The sequence below is a fragment of the Streptomyces sp. NPDC050264 genome (assembly GCF_040655895.1).
Lineage (GTDB): Bacteria > Actinomycetota > Actinomycetes > Streptomycetales > Streptomycetaceae > Streptomyces.
Map to the genome: position 1 here is coordinate 1 of NZ_JBFAKV010000017.1, position 24,566 is coordinate 24,566.

The window sequence follows — 24,566 nt, forward strand, 5'->3', positions numbered from 1 at the left end:
CGCTGGCGATGCTGCGCACCAAGCACGCCGACCTGCCGTCCCGCAAGCACGGCAACCCGCCGCAGTAGCGGCACCTACTCGTAGGAGACCTGCCCCTATGTCCACGCCTGACATCCGTGTCGAGAAGGGCCACGCCGAGCCAGAAGAGGTCGCGGCCATCACCGCGATCCTGCTGGCCCGCGCCGCCGCCGCACCCGCCGCTCCCGCCCGCGGCCGCGACAAGGCCGGCTGGCGCCGCCTGGAGCGCCAGTACGGCTTCCGCGCCCCGCACTCCTGGCAGGGCTGAACAAGCCCGCCCGCGCCCCGCAGCAAGTGAGCCCCGCCCGATCCGGGCGGGGCTCACTCGTGCGTGCGTCAGGCGCTCACTCAGTCGAACTCGCCGTGCAGCGCCCCCAGCCTGAAGGCCTCCCACTCCCGGGCGTTGAACCGCAGGACGAGTCCTCGCGGGTCCGCCGGGTTGCGCATGGCCACTCCTCCGTCTCCGAGTGATGCGACCTCCACGGGCCCGTGTGCGGGGCTGCCCGGGGCACTTCGCCACTGGGCGTCGGAGAGGTCGAGAGAGTACAGCTGTGCCTTTTCCCGGTCTATGTCGATGTCGATCTCGACACCGGAGGAAAGGCTGTCCGTCGTTGGCGTGCTCATAGCGACAAAGCCCCCGAGTTTACGCCTTCAACAAATGCTCGCCATGCCGGGGAATCGAAGACAATCGCTCCGGACTCCCGGTTCTTCGTGTCGCGGACCGCCCGCAGGTTCGAAGATAGTTCTGCGTGTTCGACACATCCGTTGGATGCGCCGCTGAAAGTGCTCTTGTGCCACACCGCTGACCCGATTTCGAGGTATGTCGCGGTGGGTGCGGAAGTGGGGGGCATCACGACCCGCTTTCTAGCTTGATTCGGTCTTTGATGTACTGGCGGGACTGGGCCGGGGAAAGTGCGCCGGCTGTCAGGTCGTCCCACGCCTTGGTGTACATCTCCACGTCGGGGCGTTGCTCAAGGAGCGTGCCACCGGTCATATGCTCCAGCCATGCCACCTGAACCGCCGGTTCTCCGCGCATGGTGAAGAGCGTGTACGGAGCGTACTGCGCGAGGGGCAAGGTTATGTCCAGGGGCAGGACCTGGATGGTGACATTGGGCAACTCACCTGTTTCTATCAGGTGTTCGAACTGTTCATTGATCAACGCTCGCGGCCCGGGGATCCGGTGCAACGCGGCTGTGTCGATGACAACTCTCAGGCGGAATTCTGCAGATCCGCTGAGTAGATCCTTGCGCTTCAGTCGAGTCTTCACAAGGGGTTCGACCCGATCCGCTTCCGCCCCTGCGGTGAATATCTCACGCATATATGCCTCTGTCTGCAACAGCCCAGGTAGCACCGACGGTTCAAAAGACCGTACGAGCGAGGAATCCGATTCCAGCGTCAAGTAGTCGCGCAAGTCGTCGCTGAGGAGCGGACCTTGGCCGGACCACCAGTCGACCTGGTGGACGTCCCGGGCCAGCCGCTTGAGGTTGGCCCGCTGTCGCTCGTCCAGAACTTCGTACAGATTGAGCAAAGTTGTCAGGTCGAGTTGGCGGATGCCGCGTTTGCCCGTCTCGATCTGACTGATTTTGGGTTGTCCGCACTCGAGTGCCAAGGCCGCGTCGTTGACCTTCAGGCCGGCATCGGTGCGCAGGCGGCGTAGCTCGGCACCGAGGCGGCGGCTGCGCATGGTGGGCATCTCGCTCTGGGACATGGCCACATGATGTCCCGCGCCTTCCGGCCACACAACTGTCATATGTGTTTCCCCTCCAACGGCATAGTACTCGAGCGTAATACTTGCCTCAGCAATACTTTCGGATACATGATGGTCACGCAACGTGCTTTGTCTGCAAGCGAGTTGACCGCTACGCGACCCCCGGAGGGGTAATGCCGGACCAGCCAACGGACGAGGTCGACGTGATCGATCGGCCGTGTGCGATCCGTATGGAGTACAGCCCGCAACGCCTGGAGCAGATCCGCAGGATCGTGGGCGCCCGCCTGCGGTGCTGGGGGCTGCAGAAGCTGGTCTACGACACCTCGTTCGTCGCGACGGAGCTGTGCAGCAACGTGCGGCACTGCGACGACAGCGTGTTCGAGTTCGTCATGCGCCGGACCGACGGCGGTGTCCGCCTCGAAGTGGCGGACTCCTCGCCGGAGCTGGTGGTGATACCCACCGAGCCGCCCGACTTCATGTCGACCGGCGGGCGAGGCCTCTTCCTGGTGGCCGCTCAGGCCTCCGCGGTCGGTATGACCCCGACGCCCACCGGAAAGGTGGTGTGGGCCGAACTGGCGCTGGGCGACGTCGACACGGACGTGTCCGGCTGACGGGGCCGGCACATCCCGGGCCTCCCGGGAAGAACGTGACGCCATCGCCGCCGCTGACCTTCGGGTCTGCGGGGGCGGTGGCGTCTTCGTGTGCCTGTGCGTATGCATTCGAATCCTCTGCGTGTTCGCTGTCGGGCGTGCGGATCCCCGCGATCCGACCGGACGGGTACCGGGGCCGGGAAGCGGGGAGGGCGGCAGGGATCCGCGTGCACGGCCCTGCGGGAGGGCGACGCGGAGGGACTGGGCCCGTCCTCGCGACCGGTTCGGCGATCGACCGGTGACGCGGGTGTGGACGCAAGCGACGGACACGCTTGAGCCGGCTCCGTCGCTGCGGAGCCGCGTGTCCGGTGGGTGCGTCCGCGCCGGGGGCCTGGGCGCGACTTCCGCGCGGGGCGGAAGGTGGTGCGGGACTCCTCGCGCCGGATGAGGCTGTCAGGAGTTCCCGGGGAACGCGGTCGGGGTGACGCCGCGGTTGCGGGGCGCCACCGGGCCGGTGGAGTGCGGCCGGCCGGCCGCTACGAGTGTGCGGTCTCCGCGACGAGGCAGGAGAGCCTGCGGATGCCGCGGTGGGCGGCCGTGCGGACGGCGCCGACGCGCTTGCCGAGGATGCCGGCCGCGCGCTTGGCGTCGAGTCCGACGACGGCCAGCAGCATCACCGCCTCGGCCTGCTGCCGCGGGAGTTGGGCCACCAGGGCCATGGCCCGCTCGGTGCCGATGGTGTTCAGCGCCTGCTCCGACGTGTCGTCCGGCGCCGGTCGTTCGCCCATCACGGCGATGTCGTCGATGGACTCGGGACGGCGCTTGCGCCAACGGATGTGATCCAGTGCTCTGTTGCGCACGATCCGGTTGCACCAGCCGTGGAAGCCGGCGCCGTCGCCGCGGAACTTGTGCAGGTCGCGGGCGATCTGGAGCCAGCTGTCGGAGAGTACGTCCTCTGCTTCCGTGACCCCCACCAACGCTCGCGCGTACGGGAGGAGCCGCGGCTGCAGCATCTCGTAGACGGTACGGAAGGCCCGTTCGTCACCTTCCTGTGCCTCGCGGATCGCGTCGTGCAGCGGGTGCTGCTCCGACTCGCAGGCGCTCCCCGTCGTCTCGGACCGCGGACTGGGAGGCCGTGCCGGTCGCGCGATGGCGGCACCGACTCTGGTAGCTCGGGTGCCCGAGTGGGACAAACTCATCGGATGGCTCCGCTTCCTGCTCTCATATCGCCCTGGGTTGGGCGGGCATCGCACATCGTCCCGCCCCCACAAGGTGAGCGCGAGAGCGAGCGAAATCATCACAGTGGCAGGTATGCAGATCCGGTCAGATGCCCTACCGGACAAGTCGGACGAACTCAACCTATAGCCAAAGCTATTACTGCCCGTACGCGCAAGTATCCGGGCACAACGCGCATGTGAGGGACTTGTGGACGCGGCCGCGGAAAGCCGCCGGAGCATGGCCGAGAGGCGGCACCGTATTTCATCCGGTGGCGCCGGCGCGGAGAACGACATCGCCCCGCTGGTGTGCACCAGCGGGGCGAAGGTATAAAGCGGACCGTGATCCGGCTAGCGCAGGCGCGCCATCAACGCGTGCTCGACCAGCGTGATCAACGAGGACTTCGCGTCCGCGCGGTGTCGGGCGTCCGTCGTGATGATCGGGGTGTCCGGACCGATCTGCAGCGCCTCGCGCACCTCGTCGGGGCCGTAGGGCTGGCTGCCGTCGAAGCCGTTGAGGGCGATGACGAACGGCAGGCCGGAGTTCTCGAAGTAGTCGACCGCGGGGAAGCAGTCGGCGAGGCGGCGCGTGTCCACCAGCACGATGGCGCCGATCGCGCCGCGCACCAGGTCGTCCCACATGAACCAGAAGCGGTCCTGGCCGGGCGTGCCGAACAGGTACAGGATCAGGTCCTGGTCGAGCGTGATGCGGCCGAAGTCCATGGCGACCGTCGTGGTCGTCTTGTCCCCGGTGTGGGTCAGGTCGTCGATGCCCGCGGACGCGGACGTCATGACGGCCTCGGTGCGCAGCGGGTTGATCTCCGACACGGCGCCGACGAACGTCGTCTTGCCGACGCCGAAGCCGCCCGCCACCACGATCTTCGCGGACGTGGTGGAGCGACTTTGAGCAACCGGCCCTCCGCTAGAGCTTGCGAAGTCCACTGAGCACCCTTTCGAGCAGTGTCACGTCTGGCTGGCCGCCGGCGCTGTCGTCGCCGCCGGGCTGATGGATGGCGACCAGGCCCGCTTCCGCCAAGTCGGCGACGAGAATCCTGGCCACGCCGAGAGGGATGGTGAGCAGGGCCGAGATCTCGGCCACCGACTTGATCTCCCGGCAGAGGTGGCAGATCCGCTGGTGCTCGGGCAGTTGGCCCTGCAACTGGTGCGGCTGCGCGGTGGTGTGCACCAGCGCCTCGATGGCGAGCTGGTAGCGCGGCCTGGTGCGGCCGCCCGTCATGGCGTACGGGCGCACCAGGGGATTGTTGGCAGCGGGGGCGGGCCTCGCGTCAGAACGTGGCTGCGGCTGCACAGGCTGGATGCGCGGCGCCGGCGGCTGGTCGTAGGGACCGGGCTGCCGGGTGGGCCGGGCGTGGCTCGGCGTGGAGGGGAAGTTGTACCGGTTCTGCGACCCGTCGCCCGCGCCGGACCGGCCCTGACCCTGGGCATGGCCGTAGGGCGGCCAATGGGCCGACGAACCGCTCGGGGGTGTTGCTGAACCAGACACGTACTCCTCCTCCGACTGCGCTGGGCACCATCACTGTGGAGCCGCGTCCCGAAACTTTACGGCCACGAGGCGCGAAAACGCACCGCCTGTCTGCTAGTTGAGAAGGCTTCCCTGAAGCTCCGCACGCAGGTCGGGCGTGAGAACCGTGCCCGCGCGGTCGACAAGAAGGGCCATCTCGTACCCAACGAGGCCAATGTCCGCCTCGGGGTGTGCAAGGACGGCAAGGGAAGAACCGTCCGAGATGGACATGATGAAGAGGAATCCTCGCTCCATCTCCACAACTGTCTGGTTCACCGCGCCGCCCTCGAAGATGCGGGACGCGCCCGCGGTCAACGAGGTCAGTCCCGACGCGACGGCCGCCAGCTGGTCGGCGCGGTCGCGGGGGAACCCTTCGGACATCGCCAGAAGGAGTCCGTCGGCGGAGACCACGACGGTGTGGGACACCCCGGGGGTGTTGTCCACGAAGTTCGTGATCAACCAGTTCAGGTTCTGTGCCGCCTGGCTCATCGGGCTCACACTAACGCTCCTGGAAGTAGGTGCTGTCAGGGCCACCGGGAAACCCGCTGTCCTGGCCGTTCATCATCACTACGGTCACTGCTGCTCGCCACTGCCTTCACTGCGCCCGCGCTGCACGCCCCGGCGCAGATTGCTCAGCCTGCCCCGCACATCCTCGGGCGCGCGGGATATCTGGGGACCGCCCTGCGGCGTCGACTCCGCGGTGCCCTCGATCAGGTTGGCCTTGGGCACCCGGCGCGGCAGACCGGAGGAGGTGACCCCGCCCGCCTTCGGCTGCTTCAGCCGCTCCGCGCGCCCCCAGCGCTCGTCGTTGGACGAACGCCAGCTGGTGTCGTCGGTCGCGGCCTCCGCGGGCTCGTCCTGCGCGGGCTCCTGGCGCTGGGGGGCACTGGAGCCGCGGCGCGGGAGGCCGGCGTCGGTCAGATCGTGCGAGACGGAGGGGGAGGGGCCGGCCGCCATCCCGGTACCGGCAGCAGCACCCGGGTCGAAGCCTACGCTCTCCCGGCCCGCCGCGTCAGTGGCCTGCGCGGATTCCGCTTCGGGGGCGAACGGCGCCCGGAAGTCGCCCTGGTGGCCGTCCCGCTCCTGCCAGTCGGCCTGCCGGGCCGGCTGCTCGAAGGCGTTGTAGGAGTCCCCGGGAGCTTCCGTATAACCGTCCGGCGAGGGGAGGCCCGGAGCGTGGTCCCCCTGCTGACCTCGGTCGTAGGCCGGCTGCGCGGGGGCGAAGCCGTCGTACCCGGTCTGCTGCGGGTCGTCGTACGAGACCTGCTGCTGATCGCCGTAGACGTCCTGACGCTGATTGTCGTAGGAAATCTGCTGCTGATGGTCGAATCCGAGCTGCTGACCGTCGTAGCCGGACTGCTCCGCGTACGACGGCTGGTTCGGCTGGGAGTGCTGAGGTCCCTCGGCGTCCGGGCCGTACGTCTGCGCCTCCAGCGCCGCACGGCGCTCCTCCCGCATCAGGGAGCGGCCGACCGGGTCCAACTCGCGCGCGTCGTCCGGGACTTCGTAGCGGCTGTCGTCGAAACCGAGCTCGGCGGCGGTGCGCAGCGGCTCCTTCTCGAAGGCCGGCTGCTGCGGGATCATCGTCGAGACGGTGAACCCGTCGAACTCCGCGTCGCCGTGCTGTCCGCTGCCGCCGTGCGTGATCGCGTCCGGAAGCATGACCAGCGACGTCGTGCCCGCCTGCTCGCCCGAGGGGCGCAGCTGCACGCGGATGCCGTGCCGGTCGGCGAGGCGGCCGACCACGAACAGGCCCATGCGCTGGGAGATCGCGGCGTCCACGGTCGGCGGGTTGGCCAGCTTGTGGTTGATGTCCGCGAAGTCCTCGGCGGTGAGGCCGATGCCCTTGTCGTGGATCTCGATCATGATGCGGCCGTCGGGGAGACGGGTCGCGGTGACGCGGACCTTGGTCTGCGGGGAGGAGAACGTCGTGGCGTTCTCCAGCAGCTCGGCGAGCGCGTGCACGAGGTCGGTGACCGCGCGGCCGTGGATGTCGGCCTCCGGTACGCCGGACAGCTCGACACGCTCGTACTGCTCGACCTCGGAGGTGGCGGCCCGCAACACGTCCACCAGCGGGACCGGCTGGTCCCAGCGGCGGCCGGGCTCCTCACCGGCGAGGACCAGGAGGTTCTCGCCGTTGCGGCGCATACGGGTCGCGAGGTGGTCCAGGCGGAACAGGCTCTCCAGCTGGTCCGGGTCGGCCTCGTTGTTCTCCAGGTCGGTGATGAGGGTCAGCTGGCCCTCGATCAGCGACTGGTTGCGGATCGACAGGTTGGTGAAGATCGCGTTGATGTTGCCCCGCAGCAGCGCCTGCTCGGCGGCGAGCCGTACCGCTTCCCGGTGCACCTGGTCGAAGGCGCGGGCGACCTCGCCGATCTCGTCCGTGGTGTTGATCGGGATCGGCTGGACGCGGGTGTCCACACGGCCCGGCTCGGTGCGCGAGAGCTGGTCGACCAGCATCGGCAGCCGCTGCTCGGCCACGTCGAAGGCGGCGGAGCGCAGCCGGCGCATGGAGCGGGACATCTGGCGGGCCATCATCCCGGCGAGCAGGAACGCGGCGAGCAGGGCGATCACGACGGCGGCGCCGATGACGATCGCTTCCCGCTTCGCGTCGTCGGCGATACCGGAGGCCTCGGTCACGGCCTTGTCGGCGAGGTTCGACTCGATGGTGCGGTAGGCGTCGAACTTGGCGGTGTTGACCGCCCACCAGTTCTCCGGCGTCACGCCCTTCTGGGCGAGAGCGAGCCGGGCACTGGGCTGCGTGCTGGGCAGCGCCACGATGTCGCCGACCATCTCGGTGGTGTCGGCCGGCGGCGGCACGTACGAGGGGTCCTTGACCTTCGCGGCCGCGGCCTGCTTGGCGCCGTCGGACTTCAGCTTCTTGATCGTGGCGTCGAGCTTGTCGAGGTCCTGCTGCGTACCGCCGCCCTTGTACTCCTCCAGGGCGATGCCCTCGAGGTAGGCGTAGCTGCCGAGCGCGGTGCGCTGCTTGGCGAAGCTCGTCACGGTCGGACCGGGCTTCACCAGCAGGTGCATACCGATGGAGCGCTCCAGCGAGAGCGCCGCCTTGGTGAGCGAGATCGCGTAGACGGTGCGGCCGTAACTGGTGATGTTTCCGGTGCCGAGGCCCAGCTCGTTGGCGAACTCCATCAGCGGGTGCTGGATGGCGACGTAGCCCTCTTCGGTCTGCACACCGCCGAGCTTCGAGGTGTACGCGGCGGCGCGCAGCTTGCTGAGGCCGCCCTCGACCGTGGTGAACTGCGCCATGCGCCGCTCGAGGCCTTCCTTGTGCGGCATGTTCTTCGCCGCGGCGTGGAAGGCGTCGGCGGCGGCGTCCGTCGCCGCGCGGGCCTTGACCACCTCGGGGTCGTTCTTCTTGCCCTGGAGCAGGGGCGCGGCGGAGATGTCGCGTTCCTGGATGAGCTGGTCGCCGTACTTCAGCGACGCCTGGACCAGGCGTGCGGTGTTCTCGGCGTCCTGGGCCTCGTGCCAGGTGTCGATCGAGCTGTTCACCTGGAAGCCACCCATGACCAGGCCGACCAGCACGGGTATGAGGAGGATCGCGTTCAGCTTCGTGGGCACACGCCAGTTGCGCGGCGACATCCGGCCGCCGGACGGCTTCGGTGGTGCCGTCTCGGCCGGTGCGGCCTGCGCCGCCGTGCGCGGCGGCGGGGTGAAGTTGCCCCGCGCCGACGACGGCTCGGGACTGTTCTTGCTTCGCCTCACTCGACCAACAACCTCTCGGCGTCGGCACCTACGTTGTGCCGCTGTATGTCTCCAGGCCCGTTCTTACTGGGCAGTTCAGCGCATTCCAGCACGTCAGGAGGTGCACCCACAAACAGTCGGAACCGGAAGCTCCACGTGATGTATGCCCTAGATAAAACGGTCATAAAGAGCGAGCCCCGCCAAAAGGCGGGGCTCTTGTGCGCACAGTGGAACCGGCTGTGCGCGACGTGTGTCCGCACTCGGGGAATTCTCTGTCGAAACGTTATGAACACAGCAGCCCCGCGTGTCAAAGGCCACAGGGGCACCGAAAGGGCCGCGACAACTGCCTTACGGATCCAGCCACTTGATGGCCGGTTTCCGACCACTCCTGTTCACTCCGGCGCCTGCTCTGCTGTCTGTTTTGTTCTACTTGAGACGAGCCATCAGAGCGTGTTCCACCAGCGTGATCAGCCCACTCTTCGCATCCGCGCGGTGTCGGGCGTCCGTCGTGATGATCGGGGTGTCCGGACCGATCTGCAGCGCCTCGCGCACCTCTTCGGGGGCGTACGGCTGGTGCCCGTCGAAGCCGTTGAGCGCGACGACGAACGGCAGGCCGGAGTTCTCGAAGTAGTCGACCGCGGGGAAGCAGTCGGCGAGGCGGCGCGTGTCCACCAGCACGATGGCGCCGATCGCGCCGCGCACCAGGTCGTCCCACATGAACCAGAAGCGGTCCTGGCCGGGCGTGCCGAACAGGTACAGGATCAGGTCCTGGTCGAGCGTGATGCGGCCGAAGTCCATGGCGACGGTGGTCGTCGTCTTGTCCCCGGTGTGGGTCAGGTCGTCGATGCCCGCGGACGCGGACGTCATGACGGCCTCGGTGCGCAGCGGGTTGATCTCGGAGACGGCACCGACGAACGTCGTCTTGCCGACACCGAAGCCACCGGCCACCACGATCTTGGCCGAGGTGGTCGACCGGGGAGCGGCCCCCGTGGCGCCGTCAGAGCTTGCGAAGTCCACTGAGCACCCTTTCGAGCAGAGTCACGTCCGGCGCGCCGCCGTTGTTCTCGTCGCCGCCCGGCTGGTGGATCGCGACGAGCCCGGCCTCGGCCAGGTCCGCGACGAGGATCCGGGCCACCCCGAGCGGCATCGACAGCAGGGCCGACACCTCCGCCACCGACTTCACCTCACGGCACAGGTGGCAGATGCGCTGGTGCTCGGGCAGCAGCGTCCCCAGGGCCGAGGGGTCGGCGGTCGTGCTGACCAGCGCCTCTATGGCGAGCTGGTAGCGCGGCCGGGTCCGGCCGCCGGTCATCGCGTACGGGCGGACCAGCGGCTGGTCGCCCTCAAAACCGTAGGCGGCGTGTGCGGCTGCGCTGCCGTACGGATCGTGAGGAGCGGTGGGCGGGGTCATGGATCCTCCGGGCGGGACGGCAGGGCGGGGGCCTGTCGTCTGAGGGTTGGCCGGTGGGGGGATTGTGACGGCCTGACGTGGGTCGGAAGGGGATTGCGTGTCTTCTCTGGCTTCTGGTGCTGGTGATGCGCCAGACTTCAGGTGTGGCCGGGGTTACCGGTCGTCACCCCCGTCAGTGCAGCAGGGTTCCCTGCAGCTCTGCACGGAGATCAGGGGTGAGCACGGCGCCGGCCCGGTCCACGAGGAGCGCCATCTCGTAGCCGACGAGACCGATGTCGCAGTCCGGGTGCGCGAGCACGGCGAGCGATGATCCGTCGGAGACGGACATGATGAAGAGAAAGCCGCGCTCCATCTCCACGACCGTCTGATTCACCGGCCCGCCCTCGAAGATTCTCGAGGCCCCCGCCGTGAGCGAGGTCAGACCCGACGCCACGGCCGCCAGCTGGTCCGCGCGGTCGCGCGGAAAGCCCTCGGACATCGCGAGCAGCAGGCCGTCCGCGGACACCACGACCGTGTGGGAGACCCCCGGTGTGTTGTCCACGAAGTTGGTGATCAACCAGTTCAGGTTCTGTGCCGCCTGGCTCATCTGGCTCAACTAACGCTCCTGCTGGTGAGTGGGGCGGGGGTAGCTGCCGGTCTGGCCGGTGCCGCCGGCCTGCCGACCCTGCTGGATGCCCCTACGGAGATTGGTCAGCCGTCCGCGTACCTCGTCGGGTGCGCGCGAGACCTGAGGACCGGTCTGGTTCTGCTGCTCCTGGGCCGTGCCTGCCACGAGGTTCGCCCGGGGCACACGACGCGGCAGACCCGAGACGGTGACGCCGCCCGCGGCGGGCTTGCGCACCCGCTCGGCCTGACGCATCAGTTCGTCGTTCGGGGACTGCCGCCAATTGGCCTGGTTCTGACCGGAATCGGGGGCGGCGGGCGCCGGACGCGCCGGTGCCTGCGGCCGTTGCTGGGCCTGCTGCGGAGCGGCCTGCTGAGCACCGCGCTGCGGCAAGGAGTGGGCCTGCTGCCCGTGCTGCGGATCCTGGTTCTGGCCCTGGCCCTGCTGGCCGTGGAACCAGTTCGTCTCCAGCGTGTCGTACAGCGGGGTGCGGCCGTCGCCCGGCTCGCTGGCCGGCGGCAGGTACTCCTGCTGCGGCTGCGCCGGTACGCCCTGGTCCTGCCCGCCACCGCGCTGCCGCGGCGCGGCGGGACGCTCGTACTGGCCGGTGTTCGACGGGATCTGCGGCTGGCCGTACTGACCGGTGTTCGACGGGTCCTGCGGACGCTCGTACTGACCGGTGCTCGCCGGGTCCTGCTGCTGTCCGAAAAGCCCCGTGTTCGACGGGTCCTGGGGACGCTCGTACTGGCCCGTGCCGGACGGGTCCTGCGGCCGGCCGTACTGACCGGCGCCGGACGGGTCCTGCGGCTGGCCGTACTGCCCGGTGGTGGACGGGTCCTGCGGGCGCTCGTACTGACCGGTGCTCGCCGGGTCCTGCTGCTGTCCGAAAAGCCCCGTGTTCGACGGGTCCTGCGGGCGCTCGTACTGGCCCGTGCCGGACGGGTCGCGGCGGCTCGGCAGGCCACCGTCGCGGAAAGCGCTGTTACCGGCGGCCGGCGCACCGTTCCCGTTCGGTACGCCACCGAACACGTCGGTGCGGACGAACTGACCGGTGCCCTGACCCGGGACCTGGCCGGGGCCGGTCCGGGGCGCGGGGCGCGGCGCGTCGAAGTCGGGGCGGGCGAACTCGGCCGTGGTGGCCGGGCCCTGCCGCTCGTCCTGGACCGGCGGGAACTGTGTCGTCGAGTCCGGCTCGTCGTGACCGCGCGGCGCGTCGAGGTTCGGCTGTGCGTTCTCGTCGCTCCAACTCGGCACGCGGGGCTGCGGGTTGCCGCCCGGCAGCTCGGCACGCGGCCCACCGCGCGGAGGCAGCACCGGACGGCGCCGGCCCTGCTTCTCGGCGGGGTCGTTGTGGGTGCGCTGCTGCGGCGGGACGGGACCCTGCCCGACGCCGTTGAAGGCACCGGTGCCCGAACCGGTCGGGGCCTGCGGATTCTGCTGGGCGTGAGCGGGCTGCGGGGCCTGCGGACGCTGCGGCATCTGCGGGCCGCGCTGCTGTCCGCCGTCGCGCGGACCCTGCGGGTTCTGCGGACCCTGGGGGCCCTGGGGGTTCGGGGAGCCGCCGTCGCGGGCGGGCAGTGCCGCCCGGGGACCACCGGTACCGGCACCGACCTGCGGACGCGCCGCACCGGGCCCGGCACCGAGACGGCCCATGGCGCCCCCACCGGCGGCCGGCGCGACACCGCGCCGCGCACCGGCGGCACCGGCCGCGGCCTGCACGGCGGCCGGACCGCCGGCGCCACCCTGACCGGGAATCTTCTTGCCGCCCTGGGCGACGTCGACGGGCAGCATGACCAGCGCGGTCGTACCACCGGAGTCGGAGGGGCGGAGCTGGATGCGGATACCGTGCCGCTGCGACAGCCGGCCGACCACGAACAGGCCCATGCGGCGCGAGACCGACACGTCCACGGTGGGCGGCGCGGCGAGCCGCTCGTTGATCGCGGCGAGGTCCTCCGGAGAGAGACCGATACCCGTGTCGTGGATCTCGATCAGCACCCGCCCGTCGGGCAGCGCGTGACCGGTCACCTTCACCTTGGTCTGCGGCGACGAGAACGAGGTCGCGTTCTCCAGCAGCTCGGCGAGCAGGTGCACGAGGTCGTTGACGACCCGGCCGGCGACCTCGGTCGGCGGAACCGAGGCGAGTTCGATGCGTTCGTACTGCTCCACCTCGGACGCGGCGGCACGCAGCACGTCGACGAGCGGCACGGGCCGCGTCCACCGGCGACCGGGCTCCTCACCCGCGAGCACCAGCAGGTTCTCACCGTTACGGCGCATACGGGTCGCGAGGTGGTCGAGCTTGAACAGCGAGGAGAGCTGGTCGGGGTCGGCCTCGCGCGACTCCAGCTCGGAGATGAGGGAGAGCTGACGCTGGATGAGGCCCTGCGAACGGCGCGACAGGTTGGTGAACATCGCGTTGACGTTGCCTCGCAGCAGGGCCTGCTCGGCGGCGAGGCGGACCGCCTCGCGGTGCACCTCGTCGAAGGCCGTGGCCACCTGGCCGATCTCGTCCCGGGAGTGCACACCGACCGACTCCACGGACGTGTCGACGTCCTGCGGGTCGGACTCGGACAGCTGCTTGACCAGCTCGGGCAGACGGTCCTGGGCGACCCTGGTCGCCGTGTCCTGCAGCCGGCGGAGCGAGCGGATCATGGAGCGGGCCACGACGAACGCGCCGACGAGGGAGACGCCCAGCACGAGCAGGATCAGCGCACCGTTGATGATCGCCGACTGCTCGGAGGAGTTGCGCAGCTCGCGCGCCTGCTGCTCCATCTGGTTGAGCAGCGTCAGCTCGATCTTGGACATCTCCTGGAAGCGGGAGCTGTCCGCGTCGACCCAGTCCTTGTAGGAGCGCTTGTCCTGGGACCGCATGCCGTCCGACTTGGACAGGACCCGGTCCGCGTAGGTGTCCGCGGCCTTGATGGTGGCGTTGTTCTCCGTGAGCGGCTTCAGGAGCGCGCTCGCCGCGTCGGAACCGTAGACGTTGCGGAAGGAGTTGAGCGAGTTGTCGAGACTCTCGGCCGCGGAGAGACCGTACTGCCGGTCCGTCTCCGAGAGCTTGCCGAACTGGGAGCTGTTCGCCGGCAGGGCTGCGGCGATGACGGCGCGCTGCTCGGAGGCGTACTCCTTCGCCGAGGAGAACGCGGCGAGCGAGCGCGTGCGCTCGATCATTTCCGGGTTGCTGGTCGCCTGCGCCATGTCGGTGGAGAGCGACAGGAGGTTCTCGATGATGCGGCTGTACGCCTCGACGGTCTGCGACGTCGTCGCTCCGGGGGCGTAGGCGTCCTCGCGGACGCTCTTGATCGTGGCGAGCTGGGACGCGATCTGCACGACGTGGTCGTGCACACCCGTCAGGTTGGACTGGTTGTCGTCCTCGACGCTGTACGTCCCGTCGAGGAACGTCCGCCTGGCCCGGTCCGTCTTCTCGCGCGACGCCTTGATGCTGAAGTCGTTGGACGCCTTGGGGTTGTTGGACAGCGGCCCCGCCGACTGGTCGCGCTCGTCCTGCAGCGCCGACGCCAGGTCCGTGGCCTTCTTCGTCATCTCGGTCAGCAGCTTCATGTTGTCGAGCTGCTGGATGTCGTCGAGGGACTCGGAGATACGCAGCGCGCCCAGCGAGGTCGCGGCGACCACGGGCAGGGTCAGCAGAGCGACCAGACGGGTCGAGATGCGCCAGTTCCGCAGGGCTATTCGCGGGCCGGGCCCGGTGGGTACCTTGGCCTTGGCCGGGGGCGGCGTGGGCGTGGCCGAACCGCCGGACACGCCGGCGCGCTCACCGCCGTCGACGGACGACGTGCGCCCCGGGTTCTGGGCGTGCGGGGGCTGGGAGCCGCCTGTTATCGGACCGGTCCCGCCGCGCGGCTCCGGCTCCGCCGCAGCGCTGCCATCCCTGTTCTTACGTCCCTGCACTAGCGTCGCAACCTCTGGACCAGGCGCCCCGCCCGCATGCGCGGACAAGACGGTGTCGGCGTCGTTCGAAGGGCGACCTGAAACGCCCCCCTTGGTCGTGAGTGACCGGCGCTGGCTCCCCTTCCCCACCGCAGTCGGACGCTGTGTCGCGCCGTGTGCGCCGGTTCCATCCCGCGGCAGTCCCGGGAATTTCAGCACAGTGCCGGATCTCCAACAAGGGCCGAGGAGCAGGTCGCACCAGCAGTGACCCCTTGTAAGGGGAGGGTGACGAGACGTAGAAAGTGATCAAGAGGAATCGGGATATTAGCGGGCGTAACCGGTGCGGTTCGGGGGTGTCCCAGTCGCCATGATCGGGAGCGGAATAGTGTCTTCAGCTATGCAATGTCCGTTTCCTACTGGCGAGTTGGCGGCCCGAACTGCCCGATTTGGGTACCCTCTCGTGAGCAAAATCACACGCAACGGATCACAACTTCCCGGCTTTCGGTGGGAATCAGATGTTTAGCCTGAACGCTTTACAGGGACGGCCCATCCGACAACCGAGAAGGTTCTCAAGCGCAGCCATGAAGACAACGACGATGTTCCTCAATCTCGCCAACCCGCGGCGCACCACGCTGGCGCACCTCAAGGACGCCGAGGAGATCCAGGCCGCGCCGCTCCTGCCGGAGCACTCCGTCGCGCTGCCGATGAATACGGCCAACCCGAAGCGCACCATCCTTATGGAGAAGCCGCAGTAGGGGGCGCCGCGTTAGCCTGGACCGGTCACATCCCACCCGGGCCCAACGCAAGATTGAGGGGCGCAGCCACCCGTGCGCATCGCCAGATTCTCCATCGACGGGAACGTCGCCTTCGGCGCGATCGAGGGCGACAAGCCAGACGAGCTCGTCCTCGACATCATCAAGGGCATCCCGTTCGCGGACTTCGAGCTCTCCGGCACCAAGGTCCCGCTGAGCAAGGTCCGGCTGCTGCCGCCCGTGCTCCCGAACAAGGTGATCGCCTTCGGCCGCAACTACGCGGAGCACGCCAAGGAGCTGGGGAACGAGGTCCCCGACGCCCCCTTCGCCTTCTTCAAGCCGTCGACGTCCGTGATCGGACCCGGCGACGAGATCCAGTACCCCTCGTTCTCGCAGGAGCTGCACCACGAGGCGGAGCTGGCCGTCGTCATCGGCCGCATGTGCCGCGAGGTCCCGCCCGAGCGCGTGAACGACGTCATCCTCGGCTACACCGCGGCGAACGACGTGACCGCCCGCGATGTACAGAAGCGCGAGAAGCAGTGGGCCCGCGCCAAGGGCTTCGACACCTCCTGCCCGCTGGGACCCTGGGTGGAGACGGACCTGGACGTGGCGGCCGCCTCCGACCTCGGCATCCAGTGCACGGTCAACGGGCAGCAGCGCCAGCTCGGCTCCACGTCCCAGATGATCACGTCCATCCCGGACTTGATCGCCAACATCTCCGAGGCAATGACCCTCCTCCCGGGCGACGTCATCCTCACGGGCACCCCGGAAGGGGTCGGCCCCCTGCAGATCGGCGACGAGGTCGCCGTCAGCATCGAAGGCATCGGCACTCTCACCAACAAGGTTGTCAAGCGTGGCTAGCGCACCTGCCCCCTCAGTCCGTGTCCGTTTCTGTCCTTCGCCCACCGGTAACCCGCACGTGGGCCTGGTCCGCACGGCCCTGTTCAACTGGGCTTTCGCGCGCCACAACGAAGGCACCCTGGTCTTCCGCATCGAGGACACCGACGCGGCCCGCGACAGCGAGGAGTCGTACAACCAGCTCCTCGACTCGATGCGCTGGCTCGGCTTCGACTGGGACGAGGGCCCCGAGGTGGGCGGCCCGCACGCGCCGTACCGCCAGTCGCAGCGCATGGACATCTACAAGGACGTCGCGGCCAAGCTCATCGAGGCCGGCCGCGCCTACCATTGCTACTGCTCCACGGAGGAGCTGGACGCCCGCCGTGACGCGGCCCGCGCCGCCGGCAAGCCGTCGGGCTACGACGGCCACTGCCGCGAGCTGACCGCCGAGCAGAAGCAGGCGTACGAGACGGAGGGCCGCAAGCCCATCGTCCGGTTCCGGATGCCCGACGAGACGATCACCTTCACGGACCTGGTCCGCGGCGACATCACGTACGAGCCGGAGAACGTGCCGGACTACGGCATCGTCCGCGCCAACGGCGCCCCGCTGTACACGCTGGTCAACCCGGTCGACGACGCGCTGATGGAGATCACCCACGTCCTGCGCGGCGAGGACCTGCTCTCCTCCACGCCCCGCCAGATCGCCCTGTACGCGGCGCTGCAGGACCTGGGCATCGCGAAGCAGACCCCCGTCTTCGGCCACCTCCCGTACGTCATGGGCGAGGGCAACAAGAAGCTCAGCAAGCGCGACCCCCAGTCGTCGCTGAACCTCTACCGCGAGCGCGGCTTCCTCCCTGAGGGCCTGCTCAACTACCTCTCCCTCCTGGGCTGGTCGCTCGCCGCCGACCGCGACATCTTCACGATCGACGAGATGGTCGCGGCCTTCGACGTCAGCGACGTCCAGCCGAATCCGGCCCGCTTCGACCTCAAGAAGTGCGAGTCGATCAACGGCGACCACATCCGCCTGCTCGACCCCAAGGACTTCGCGGCCCGCTGCGAGCCCTGGCTGAAGGCGCCGGTCGCCCCGTGGGCGCCGGAGGACTTCGACGAGGCGAAGTGGGCGGCGATCGCCCCCCACGCCCAGACCCGCCTCAAGGTCCTCTCCGAGATCACGGACAACGTCGACTTCCTCTTCCTTCCCGAGCCGGTCTTCGACGAGCCCAGCTGGACGAAGGCGATGAAGGAAGGCTCCGACGCCCTCCTGCGCACGGCCCGCGAAAAGCTGGAGCCGGCGGACTGGACGTCCCCCGAGTCCCTCAAGGAAGCGGTCCTGGCGGCAGGCGAGGCCCACGGCCTCAAGCTCGGCAAGGCCCAGGCCCCGGTCCGCGTGGCGGTGACCGGCCGCACGATCGGCCTTCCGCTCTTCGAGTCCCTGGAGATCCTGGGCAAGGAGAAGACCCTGACCCGCATCGACGCGGCCCTGGCGAAGCTCGCGGGCTGAGTCGGGAAAGCGGCAGCACCGAACGGCCCGGCCGACGGATTCACCCCGTCGACCGGGCCGTTCGGCGTTACGGTCTCGACATGCCGAAGCAGATCCAGCCGGAGCCGGGGGCCGTCAAAGCCGTCGTCTGGGACATCGACGACACGATCTTCGACTACGCGACGGCCGACACGACCGGAATGCGCGCCCACCTCACCGTCGAGGGCATGCTGCACACCTTCGGGACGGTCGAGCAGGCGCTCGTCCGCTGGAAGGCCCTGACCCGCGAGCACTGGGCCCGCTTCGAGGCGGGGGAGGCCGACTGGGAGGGGCAGCGCAGGGACCGGGTGCGCGCCTTTGTGGGGGAGGCGCTGGACGACGCGACGGCCGATGCCTGGTTCACCCGCTATCTCGGGCACTACGAGGCGGCCTGGAGCCTGTTCCCCGACACGGTGCCCGTCCTCGACACCCTCGCCGCGACCCACCGGCACGCGGTCCTCTCCAACTCCTCGCTCCACAACCAGGACCGCAAACTCCGCGTCCTCGGCGTACGCGACCGCTTCGAAGCCCTCGTCTGCGCGGCCGAACTGGGCGTCGCCAAGCCCGAAGCGGCCGCCTTCCACGCCGTGTGCGAGGAGCTCGGACTGGCGCCGCACGAGGTCGCGTACGTCGGTGACCAGCCGGACACCGACGCGCGCGGAGCGGTCGAGGCGGGGCTGACCGGCATCTGGCTGGACCGGGCAGCGATCGGCGGCCGGCCCGAGCTCGTGCGCATCACGGGCCTCGACCAGTTGCCCCCGTTACTGGCCCGCGATACCCGTTTTGGAGCGCCGGAGTCCTTCGGGTAATGTTCTTCCTGCGCCGAGGGAAGCGAGCCGAAAGGCCCGGACCCGGAAGCGTAAGCCGAACAAAAATCCCCCTGGGGGTTGCGTTCCGGTGGCCTATGGTGTAATTGGCAGCACGACGGTTTCTGGTTCCGTTAGTCTAGGTTCGAGTCCTGGTAGGCCAGCTCGCAGAGCTCATCTGCAACCGCGGATCCCAGATCCGCGAAGCCCCCGTTGTGTAGCGGCCTAGCACGCTGCCCTCTCACGGCAGTAGCGCCGGTTCGAATCCGGTCGGGGGTACAGATCCTTCCCGCGAGGACGGTACGGGTAGCTCCCGCCGACCACGATGCAGGATCGCTAGGGCCCCCGTTGTGTAGCGGCCTAGCACGCCGCCCTCTCAAGGCGGTAGCGCCGGTTCGAATCCGGTCGGGGGTACGGGTTGAATCTTCGGATTGAACCTCATTGGTATATACCACCATGGCCTATGGTGTAATTGGCAACACTACGGTTTCTGGTACCGTCATTCTAGGTTCGAGTCCTGGTAGGCCAGCTCGCAGAGCTCATCTGCAACCGCGGATCCCAGATCCGCCAGGCCCCCGTTGTGTAGCGGCCTAGCACGCCGCCCTCTCAAGGCGGTAGCGCCGGTTCGAATCCGGTCGGGGGTACATCATCACGAAGAGGCCCTTCCCACACGGGAAGGGCCTCTTCTGCGTGCGTCGGACGACCCGCCCGAAAGACAACTCCGGCCGGTCGCTGCGGCGTTGAAGCGACCGGCCGGAACTGGCGGAAGAATATGGCGGATTGTGCGTCAGCCGGTGCGGCGCAGGGCCTCGGAGAGGCGCCCGGCGGCGTCGATGACGGCCTGGGCGTGCATCCGCCCCGGGTGGCGCGTCAGGCGCTCGATGGGGCCGGAGACCGAGACGGCGGCCACCACGCGGTTCGACGGGCCGCGGACGGGCGCGGAGACGGACGCGACGCCCGGCTCCCGCTCGCCGATCGACTGGGCCCAGCCGCGGCGGCGCACGCCCGACAGGGCCGTCGCCGTGAAACGGGCGCCCTGGAGGCCGCGGTGCAGCCGCTCCGGCTCCTCCCAGGCCATCAGGATCTGCGCGGACGAGCCCGCCTTCATCGTGAGCGTCGAGCCCACCGGGACCGTGTCCCGCAGCCCGGACAGGCGCTCCGCGGCGGCGACGCAGATGCGCATGTCGCCCTGGCGGCGATAGAGCTGCGCGCTCTCGCCCGTGACATCCCGCAGGTGCGTGAGCACCGGGCCCGCGGTCGCGAGCAGGCGGTCCTCGCCGGCCGCCGCCGAGAGCTCCGAGAGGCGCGGGCCGAGAATGAAACGGCCCTGCATGTCACGCGCCACCATGCGGTGGTGTTCCAGGGCCACCGCCAGGCGGTGAGCCGTCGGTCTTGCCAGTCCGGTGGCCGCTACCAGTCCTGCGAGGGTCGCGGGCCCGGACTCCAGAGCGCCCAGGACAAGTGCTGCCTTGTCCAGGACGCCGACGCCGCTACTGTTGTCCATGCGTCGATACTCCCGTCTCACTCTGTGAAACGCAAGTTCAATTTCCCGTGGAACTTGCCACTCTGTACGGACACCGGCCCGGGGACAAACGGGTCCGGCAGCCGACGCCCGGGACGAGGGGTACGAGCGACGGCGATCCGAATCTCTAGTTGGGCCGGCGCACGTGGCCGGTCGGAGGGAAAGCGATGGGTAGGACACTCGCGGAGAAGGTCTGGGACGACCACGTCGTCCGGCGCGCCGAGGGCGAGCCCGACCTCCTCTTCATCGATCTGCACCTGCTGCACGAGGTGACCAGCCCGCAGGCCTTCGACGGCCTCCGCCAGGCGGGCCGCCAGGTGCGGCGCCTCGATCTCACCATCGCCACCGAGGATCACAACACCCCGACCCTCGACATCGACAAGCCGATCGCCGACCCGGTCTCGCGGGTCCAGCTGGAGACGCTGCGCAAGAACGCCGCCGAGTTCGGGGTGCGCCTGCACTCCCTGGGCGACGTCGAGCAGGGCGTCGTCCACGTGGTGGGACCGCAGCTGGGCCTGACCCAGCCGGGCACCACGGTGGTCTGCGGCGACTCGCACACCTCCACCCACGGCGCGTTCGGCGCGCTGGCGTTCGGCATCGGCACCTCGCAGGTCGAGCACGTGCTGGCCACCCAGACCCTGCCGATGGCCCGCCCGAAGACCATGGCGATCACGGTCGACGGCGACCTGCCCGAGGGCGTCACCGCCAAGGACCTGATCCTGGCGATCATCGCGAAGATCGGCACCGGCGGCGGCCAGGGCTACATCCTGGAGTACCGCGGCTCCGCCATCGAGCAGCTCTCGATGGAAGCCCGCATGACCATTTGCAACATGTCGATCGAGGCCGGTGCCCGCGCGGGCATGATCGCCCCCGACGCCACCACGCTCGAGTACCTCAAGGGCCGCGTCCACGCGCCCGAGGGCGAGGACTGGGACGCCGCGGTCGCGTACTGGAAGACGCTGCGCACCGACGACGACGCGGTCTTCGACGCCGAGGTGTTCATCAAGGCCGAGGAACTCTCCCCGTTCGTCACCTGGGGGACCAACCCCGGCCAGGGCGCACCGCTTTCGGCGCACGTCCCCGACCCGGCTTCGTACGAAGACGCTTCGGAGCGGTTCGCCGCCGAAAAGGCCCTGGAATACATGGGGTTGACCGCCGGGCAGGCGCTGCGCGACATCAAGGTCGACACCGTCTTCGTAGGTTCGTGCACCAACGGTCGCATCGAGGACCTGCGCGCGGCCGCCGAGATCGTCGGGGGCCGCAAAGTCGCCGACGGCGTACGGATGCTGGTCGTCCCCGGCTCCGCGCGGGTGGGCCTGCAGGCCGTCTCCGAGGGTCTCGACAAGGTCTTCAAGGAGGCCGGCGCCGAGTGGCGGCACGCGGGCTGCTCCATGTGCCTGGGCATGAACCCGGACCAACTCGCCCCCGGCGAGCGCTCCGCGTCCACCTCCAACCGCAACTTCGAGGGCCGGCAGGGCAAGGGCGGCCGTACGCACCTGGTCTCGCCCCAGGTCGCCGCCGCCACCGCCGTGCTGGGCCATCTGGCCTCTCCGGCCGACCTGTCCGACGCCGATGCCCGTACGCCCGCTGGAGTCTGATCAGCCATGGAAGCATTCACCACGCACACCGGCCGGGCCGTCCCGCTGCGCCGCAGCAATGTCGACACCGACCAGATCATCCCTGCTCACTGGCTCAAGAAGGTCACGCGGGACGGGTTCGAGGACGGGCTGTTCGAGGCCTGGCGCAAGGACCCCGAGTTCGTGCTCAACAAGCCCGAGCGCGAGGGTGCCACGGTGCTGGTGGCCGGCCCCGACTTCGGCACCGGCTCGTCCCGTGAGCACGCGGTGTGGGCCCTGCAGAACTACGGGTTCAAGACCGTGATCTCCGCCCGGTTCGCCGACATCTTCCGCGGCAACTCCCTCAAGAACGGTCTGCTGACCGTGGTCCTGGACCAGAAGGTCGTGGACGCGCTGCAGGACCTGGTGGAGAACGACCCGCAGGCCGAGATCACGGTCGACCTGCAGGAGCGCGAAGTTCGCGCCGAGGGCATCACCGCCTCCTTCGAACTCGACGAGAACTCCCGCTGGCGGCTGCTGAACGGGCTCGACGACATCAGCATCACTCTGCGCAACGAGAGCGACATCGCCGCCTACGAGGCGAAGCGCCCCGCGCACAAGCCGCAAACGATCCAGGTCTGAGCAAGGCTCATTCAGGCCACATCCGCAGGCCTCGTACCCCCAATCGTGCATCGGTTGGGGGTACTTCCGTGTGCGGCCCCAAAGGCCTCCGGCTGACCTGAACGGGTGGTCTCCCGCGTGTCTCAACTCCCTTGCATATCAGGGGTGTTCCTGGGGTACGCGGGACTCGGTGTCGCTCTGACCGGGGACGTCGCGAAAGGGCCCAGGAAGCCCTTGTGGGGCGGGAGTTACCCCCTGCGGAGGCGACAACTCGCCCCAGATGGCACAATCTGTGCATGGAACACGACGGCCAACTCCAGATGTACATGGCGGTCGCGAACCAACTGAAGGAAGCGCACGCCCGAGTGCGCGCACTGCAAGTCCCGGAGGGCGTACGGATGGCGCTGACCCGGAAGCTGCTGGCCATTACGGCTGCGGCCAAACACGATCTCGCCACTGCGGCAAGGCGTCTGGAGCGATTCAGTGCGGACCTCGACGACTTCGAAGAGGGCTCCGGCACGGAAGAGGAACTCTGAGACAGCCGAGTTCGTTGCGGCACAAGGGTGATTAGCCCGTTTCGCGTTTGATTTGCGGTATATATCTGCCTAACGTGCGAAAAAGCCGGGTCGAAAGAGATTCGCCCCGGCAATGGTCTCCGAAGGGGAAGACGTGAACAAGGCGCAGCTCGTAGAAGCGATTGCCGACAAGGTCGGTGGCCGTCAGCAGGCAGCCGACGCTGTCGACGCCGTACTCGACGCCGTCGTCCGTGCCGTGGTCAACGGTGACCGCGTTTCGGTCACCGGCTTCGGTTCGTTCGAGAAGGTGGACCGTCCGGCCCGTTACGCCCGCAACCCGCAGACGGGTGAGCGCGTCCGGGTCAAGAAGACGTCGGTGCCGCGCTTCCGTGCGGGCCAGGGCTTCAAGGACCTCGTCGCGGGCTCCAAGAAGCTCCCGAAGAACGACGTCGCGGTCAAGAAGGCGCCCAAGGGCAGCCTGACCGGCACCGCTTCGGCGACCGTCAAGAAGGCCGCGGCCAAGAAGACGACGGCCAAGAAGGCCGCCGCCAAGAAGGCCACGCCGGCGAAGAAGACCGCCGCGAAGAAGGCGACCACCGCCAAGAAGGCCACCACCGCCAAGAAGGCGTCCGCCGCCAAGAAGGCCACGGCGACGAAGACGGCTGCCGCCAAGAAGGCCACGCCGGCCAAGAAGGCGGCCACCGCCAAGAAGGCCACCGCGAAGAAGACGGCGCCGGCCAAGAAGGCCACCGCCAAGAAGGCGCCCGCCAAGAAGTCGACGGCGCGCAAGACCACCGCCAAGAAGGCCACCGCCCGCAAGAAGTAAGGGCGTACGCCAGCAGGCTGCTCACGCGCCGGGCCGGGCTCCCCTCGGGGAGCCCGGCCCGCGGCGTGTCCACGGAGGAGTGTGGCCGGGTGGTTCAGAAGGTCTGCAGGGTCACGAGCGCGATCTGCCGCGCCTCGCCCTCACCGTGTACGTCGATACGCACCCGCTGGCCGGGCCGCAGCAGGCGCAGCCCGCCCGCGTCGAAGGCGGCGGCGTCGAACGGCAGCGGCGTGCCGTCGTCCAGGAGGACGCTGCCGGAGCGGGAATCGGGGTCGTACGTATACGCGGTGGCCTGCATGCAGGCAGCGTACTCAGTCCACGGTCAGCAGCCCGGCCGTGGTCTTCGCGGTGTACGGGCCCACACCCAGGGCGAGCGCCACGCGCAGATCGTCGCCGGTGTCGACGTCCTGGCGTACGGAGGCGACGCCGTCGAGGGGGAGTTCCGCGGCCCCGGACGCCGTATGCCTGGCGCGGGAAGCGGTGCCGAATGCGGGAAGCAATTCCGTGCCGGCGGACGCGGACAAGAGGGTGGTGCCGATTCCGGCGGCGTCGGGCAGAAATGCGCGCGGAAATGCGGCGGCCGCAGTGAGAACCCGGGCCAATTCGGCGGGCCGCAGCGCCGGGAGATCGGCGTTCATGGCCACCACGGGCGCGGCGGGACGCAGCGACCGTACGGACGCCGCCCCATGGGTGAGCGCGGCGTTGAGGCCGGCCTGGGGAGTGTCGGGGACGATGCGGGCGCCCAGGGCCGCCAGTTCACGCGCCGCGCGGACATCATCCGTGACGACCACCACATCGCGTACCGCCGTACAGGCCGCCGCCGCGGCCACGGTGTCCTGCGCGAACGCCAGGGCCAGGCCCGGGCGCAGGCCCCCCGCCGCGGGCGCCAGCCTGCTCTTGGCCCGCACCAGCGGTTTCAGCGGTATCACCAGGGTCCACTGCACGTGCCTATTGT

The 24,566-nt window shown here is 69.1% G+C and carries 24 protein-coding genes, 5 tRNA genes and 1 pseudogene; 15 read left to right on the forward strand and 15 right to left on the reverse strand.

The window, feature by feature from the left end; translation table 11 throughout:
• Positions 1-97 precede the first annotated feature (97 nt).
• The gene (locus tag AB0J02_RS27230) at positions 98-286 is read left to right on the forward strand and encodes an acyl-CoA carboxylase subunit epsilon (RefSeq protein ID WP_363196411.1); all 189 of its coding nucleotides are present in this window, start codon (positions 98-100) and stop codon (positions 284-286) included.
• A gap of 80 nt (positions 287-366) precedes the next feature.
• Here AB0J02_RS27230 and AB0J02_RS27235 read toward each other — a convergent pair whose 3' ends face one another.
• The 3 genes from AB0J02_RS27235 to AB0J02_RS27245 are packed head-to-tail and all read right to left on the reverse strand — an operon-like array spanning position 367 to position 1,726.
• Complete coding sequence (locus AB0J02_RS27235) at positions 367-642, reverse strand: DUF397 domain-containing protein (protein WP_363196412.1); 276 nt, start codon at positions 640-642, stop codon at positions 367-369.
• Entirely contained in the window at positions 639-869 is a 231-nt protein-coding gene (locus AB0J02_RS27240; RefSeq protein WP_363196565.1) for a DUF397 domain-containing protein, read from the reverse strand. The genes AB0J02_RS27235 and AB0J02_RS27240 overlap by 4 nt, the downstream gene beginning before the upstream one ends.
• Positions 869-1,726: a helix-turn-helix transcriptional regulator gene (locus tag AB0J02_RS27245; RefSeq protein WP_363196413.1), complete on the reverse strand. Its 858-nt coding sequence runs from the start codon at positions 1,724-1,726 to the stop codon at positions 869-871. The genes AB0J02_RS27240 and AB0J02_RS27245 overlap by 1 nt, the downstream gene beginning before the upstream one ends.
• A gap of 173 nt (positions 1,727-1,899) precedes the next feature.
• On the opposite strand from AB0J02_RS27245, the gene AB0J02_RS27250 reads away from it, so the two are divergent.
• Positions 1,900-2,337 (forward strand): ATP-binding protein, encoded by a 438-nt coding sequence (locus AB0J02_RS27250; RefSeq protein WP_363196414.1) that lies wholly within the window; start codon positions 1,900-1,902, stop codon positions 2,335-2,337.
• A gap of 515 nt (positions 2,338-2,852) precedes the next feature.
• Here the strand turns inward: AB0J02_RS27250 and AB0J02_RS27255 are convergent.
• The 9 genes and pseudogenes from AB0J02_RS27255 to AB0J02_RS27295 form a co-directional block, all read right to left on the reverse strand.
• Positions 2,853-3,515, reverse strand: coding sequence for an RNA polymerase sigma factor (locus AB0J02_RS27255; RefSeq protein WP_363196415.1), 663 nt, complete (start codon positions 3,513-3,515; stop codon positions 2,853-2,855).
• A 366-nt stretch (positions 3,516-3,881) separates the two neighbouring features.
• The gene (locus AB0J02_RS27260) at positions 3,882-4,472 is read right to left on the reverse strand and encodes an ATP/GTP-binding protein (RefSeq protein ID WP_363196416.1); all 591 of its coding nucleotides are present in this window, start codon (positions 4,470-4,472) and stop codon (positions 3,882-3,884) included.
• Positions 4,453-5,034, reverse strand: a complete 582-nt coding sequence (locus AB0J02_RS27265) for a DUF742 domain-containing protein (RefSeq protein WP_363196417.1) — start codon at positions 5,032-5,034, stop codon at positions 4,453-4,455. Before AB0J02_RS27265 ends, AB0J02_RS27260 begins: the two co-directional genes overlap by 20 nt.
• Positions 5,035-5,127: 93 nt before the next feature.
• On the reverse strand, positions 5,128-5,541 hold the full coding sequence (locus AB0J02_RS27270; RefSeq protein ID WP_026057603.1) for a roadblock/LC7 domain-containing protein: 414 nt from the start codon (positions 5,539-5,541) through the stop codon (positions 5,128-5,130).
• A gap of 10 nt (positions 5,542-5,551) precedes the next feature.
• A pseudogene (locus tag AB0J02_RS27275) lies at positions 5,552-8,778 on the reverse strand (nitrate- and nitrite sensing domain-containing protein).
• A 405-nt stretch (positions 8,779-9,183) separates the two neighbouring features.
• Positions 9,184-9,774 carry an ATP/GTP-binding protein gene (locus AB0J02_RS27280; RefSeq protein WP_363196418.1) on the reverse strand — a complete coding sequence of 197 codons (591 nt, stop codon included), beginning with the start codon at positions 9,772-9,774 and terminating at the stop codon, positions 9,184-9,186.
• The gene (locus AB0J02_RS27285) at positions 9,755-10,168 is read right to left on the reverse strand and encodes a DUF742 domain-containing protein (RefSeq protein WP_363196419.1); all 414 of its coding nucleotides are present in this window, start codon (positions 10,166-10,168) and stop codon (positions 9,755-9,757) included. Before AB0J02_RS27285 ends, AB0J02_RS27280 begins: the two co-directional genes overlap by 20 nt.
• A gap of 172 nt (positions 10,169-10,340) precedes the next feature.
• Positions 10,341-10,754, reverse strand: coding sequence for a roadblock/LC7 domain-containing protein (locus AB0J02_RS27290; RefSeq protein ID WP_356494565.1), 414 nt, complete (start codon positions 10,752-10,754; stop codon positions 10,341-10,343).
• Positions 10,755-10,763: 9 nt separating this feature from the next.
• Positions 10,764-14,678: a nitrate- and nitrite sensing domain-containing protein gene (locus AB0J02_RS27295; protein ID WP_363196420.1), complete on the reverse strand. Its 3,915-nt coding sequence runs from the start codon at positions 14,676-14,678 to the stop codon at positions 10,764-10,766.
• Positions 14,679-15,238: 560 nt separating this feature from the next.
• Here AB0J02_RS27295 and AB0J02_RS27300 point away from each other — a divergent pair.
• The 9 genes from AB0J02_RS27300 to AB0J02_RS27340 all read left to right on the forward strand — a co-directional run bounded on the left by AB0J02_RS27300 (position 15,239) and on the right by AB0J02_RS27340 (position 19,215).
• Positions 15,239-15,412, forward strand: a complete 174-nt coding sequence (locus tag AB0J02_RS27300) for a hypothetical protein (RefSeq protein WP_363196421.1) — start codon at positions 15,239-15,241, stop codon at positions 15,410-15,412.
• 72 nt (positions 15,413-15,484) lie between these two features.
• On the forward strand, positions 15,485-16,270 hold the full coding sequence (locus AB0J02_RS27305) for a fumarylacetoacetate hydrolase family protein (RefSeq protein WP_363196422.1): 786 nt from the start codon (positions 15,485-15,487) through the stop codon (positions 16,268-16,270).
• Entirely contained in the window at positions 16,263-17,747 is a 1,485-nt protein-coding gene (gltX, locus tag AB0J02_RS27310; RefSeq protein WP_363196423.1) for a glutamate--tRNA ligase, read from the forward strand. Before AB0J02_RS27305 ends, gltX begins: the two co-directional genes overlap by 8 nt.
• 80 nt (positions 17,748-17,827) lie before the next feature.
• Complete coding sequence (locus tag AB0J02_RS27315) at positions 17,828-18,574, forward strand: HAD family hydrolase (RefSeq protein WP_363196424.1); 747 nt, start codon at positions 17,828-17,830, stop codon at positions 18,572-18,574.
• 89 nt (positions 18,575-18,663) lie between these two features.
• Positions 18,664-18,735, forward strand: a tRNA-Gln gene (locus AB0J02_RS27320).
• 42 nt (positions 18,736-18,777) lie between these two features.
• Positions 18,778-18,850 (forward strand) — tRNA-Glu (locus AB0J02_RS27325).
• 62 nt (positions 18,851-18,912) lie between these two features.
• A tRNA-Glu gene (locus tag AB0J02_RS27330) sits at positions 18,913-18,985 on the forward strand.
• Between the two features lie 43 nt (positions 18,986-19,028).
• Positions 19,029-19,100: transfer RNA gene (locus AB0J02_RS27335), tRNA-Gln, on the forward strand.
• Between the two features lie 42 nt (positions 19,101-19,142).
• Positions 19,143-19,215 (forward strand) — tRNA-Glu (locus AB0J02_RS27340).
• A gap of 143 nt (positions 19,216-19,358) precedes the next feature.
• On the opposite strand, the gene ndgR is transcribed toward AB0J02_RS27340, so the two are convergent.
• A complete protein-coding gene (gene ndgR, locus AB0J02_RS27345; protein ID WP_326015364.1) occupies positions 19,359-20,075 on the reverse strand; it encodes an IclR family transcriptional regulator NdgR in 717 nt (238 codons plus the stop codon).
• A 185-nt stretch (positions 20,076-20,260) separates the two neighbouring features.
• Between ndgR and leuC the strand changes: the two genes are divergently transcribed.
• From leuC to AB0J02_RS27365, 4 genes are all read left to right on the forward strand, one after another.
• Positions 20,261-21,691: a 3-isopropylmalate dehydratase large subunit gene (gene leuC / locus AB0J02_RS27350; RefSeq protein WP_363196425.1), complete on the forward strand. Its 1,431-nt coding sequence runs from the start codon at positions 20,261-20,263 to the stop codon at positions 21,689-21,691.
• Between the two features lie 6 nt (positions 21,692-21,697).
• On the forward strand, positions 21,698-22,291 hold the full coding sequence (gene leuD / locus AB0J02_RS27355; RefSeq protein ID WP_363196426.1) for a 3-isopropylmalate dehydratase small subunit: 594 nt from the start codon (positions 21,698-21,700) through the stop codon (positions 22,289-22,291).
• 275 nt (positions 22,292-22,566) lie between these two features.
• Positions 22,567-22,806 carry a hypothetical protein gene (locus tag AB0J02_RS27360; RefSeq protein WP_363196427.1) on the forward strand — a complete coding sequence of 80 codons (240 nt, stop codon included), beginning with the start codon at positions 22,567-22,569 and terminating at the stop codon, positions 22,804-22,806.
• A 133-nt stretch (positions 22,807-22,939) separates the two neighbouring features.
• Positions 22,940-23,611, forward strand: a complete 672-nt coding sequence (locus AB0J02_RS27365; RefSeq protein WP_363196428.1) for an HU family DNA-binding protein — start codon at positions 22,940-22,942, stop codon at positions 23,609-23,611.
• 94 nt (positions 23,612-23,705) lie between these two features.
• On the opposite strand, the gene AB0J02_RS27370 is transcribed toward AB0J02_RS27365, so the two are convergent.
• The gene (locus AB0J02_RS27370) at positions 23,706-23,909 is read right to left on the reverse strand and encodes a hypothetical protein (protein WP_363196429.1); all 204 of its coding nucleotides are present in this window, start codon (positions 23,907-23,909) and stop codon (positions 23,706-23,708) included.
• 13 nt (positions 23,910-23,922) lie between these two features.
• Positions 23,923-24,555: a 2-phospho-L-lactate guanylyltransferase gene (gene cofC, locus AB0J02_RS27375; RefSeq protein ID WP_363196430.1), complete on the reverse strand. Its 633-nt coding sequence runs from the start codon at positions 24,553-24,555 to the stop codon at positions 23,923-23,925.
• Positions 24,556-24,566 lie beyond the last annotated feature (11 nt).

Coding starts and splice junctions, on each gene's coding strand:
- leuC (WP_363196425.1), top strand. CDS start 20,261: ATGGGTAGGACACTCGCGGAGAAGGTCTGGGACGACCACGTCGTCCGG.
- AB0J02_RS27245 (WP_363196413.1), bottom strand. CDS start 1,726: ATGTCCCAGAGCGAGATGCCCACCATGCGCAGCCGCCGCCTCGGTGCC.
- AB0J02_RS27235 (WP_363196412.1), bottom strand. CDS start 642: ATGAGCACGCCAACGACGGACAGCCTTTCCTCCGGTGTCGAGATCGAC.
- AB0J02_RS27270 (WP_026057603.1), bottom strand. CDS start 5,541: ATGAGCCAGGCGGCACAGAACCTGAACTGGTTGATCACGAACTTCGTG.
- AB0J02_RS27240 (WP_363196565.1), bottom strand. CDS start 869: ATGCCCCCCACTTCCGCACCCACCGCGACATACCTCGAAATCGGGTCA.
- AB0J02_RS27230 (WP_363196411.1), top strand. CDS start 98: ATGTCCACGCCTGACATCCGTGTCGAGAAGGGCCACGCCGAGCCAGAA.
- AB0J02_RS27300 (WP_363196421.1), top strand. CDS start 15,239: ATGAAGACAACGACGATGTTCCTCAATCTCGCCAACCCGCGGCGCACC.
- AB0J02_RS27255 (WP_363196415.1), bottom strand. CDS start 3,515: ATGAGTTTGTCCCACTCGGGCACCCGAGCTACCAGAGTCGGTGCCGCC.
- AB0J02_RS27360 (WP_363196427.1), top strand. CDS start 22,567: ATGGAACACGACGGCCAACTCCAGATGTACATGGCGGTCGCGAACCAA.
- ndgR (WP_326015364.1), bottom strand. CDS start 20,075: ATGGACAACAGTAGCGGCGTCGGCGTCCTGGACAAGGCAGCACTTGTC.
- AB0J02_RS27290 (WP_356494565.1), bottom strand. CDS start 10,754: ATGAGCCAGGCGGCACAGAACCTGAACTGGTTGATCACCAACTTCGTG.
- AB0J02_RS27370 (WP_363196429.1), bottom strand. CDS start 23,909: ATGCAGGCCACCGCGTATACGTACGACCCCGATTCCCGCTCCGGCAGC.
- AB0J02_RS27250 (WP_363196414.1), top strand. CDS start 1,900: ATGCCGGACCAGCCAACGGACGAGGTCGACGTGATCGATCGGCCGTGT.
- AB0J02_RS27315 (WP_363196424.1), top strand. CDS start 17,828: ATGCCGAAGCAGATCCAGCCGGAGCCGGGGGCCGTCAAAGCCGTCGTC.
- AB0J02_RS27285 (WP_363196419.1), bottom strand. CDS start 10,168: ATGACCCCGCCCACCGCTCCTCACGATCCGTACGGCAGCGCAGCCGCA.
- leuD (WP_363196426.1), top strand. CDS start 21,698: ATGGAAGCATTCACCACGCACACCGGCCGGGCCGTCCCGCTGCGCCGC.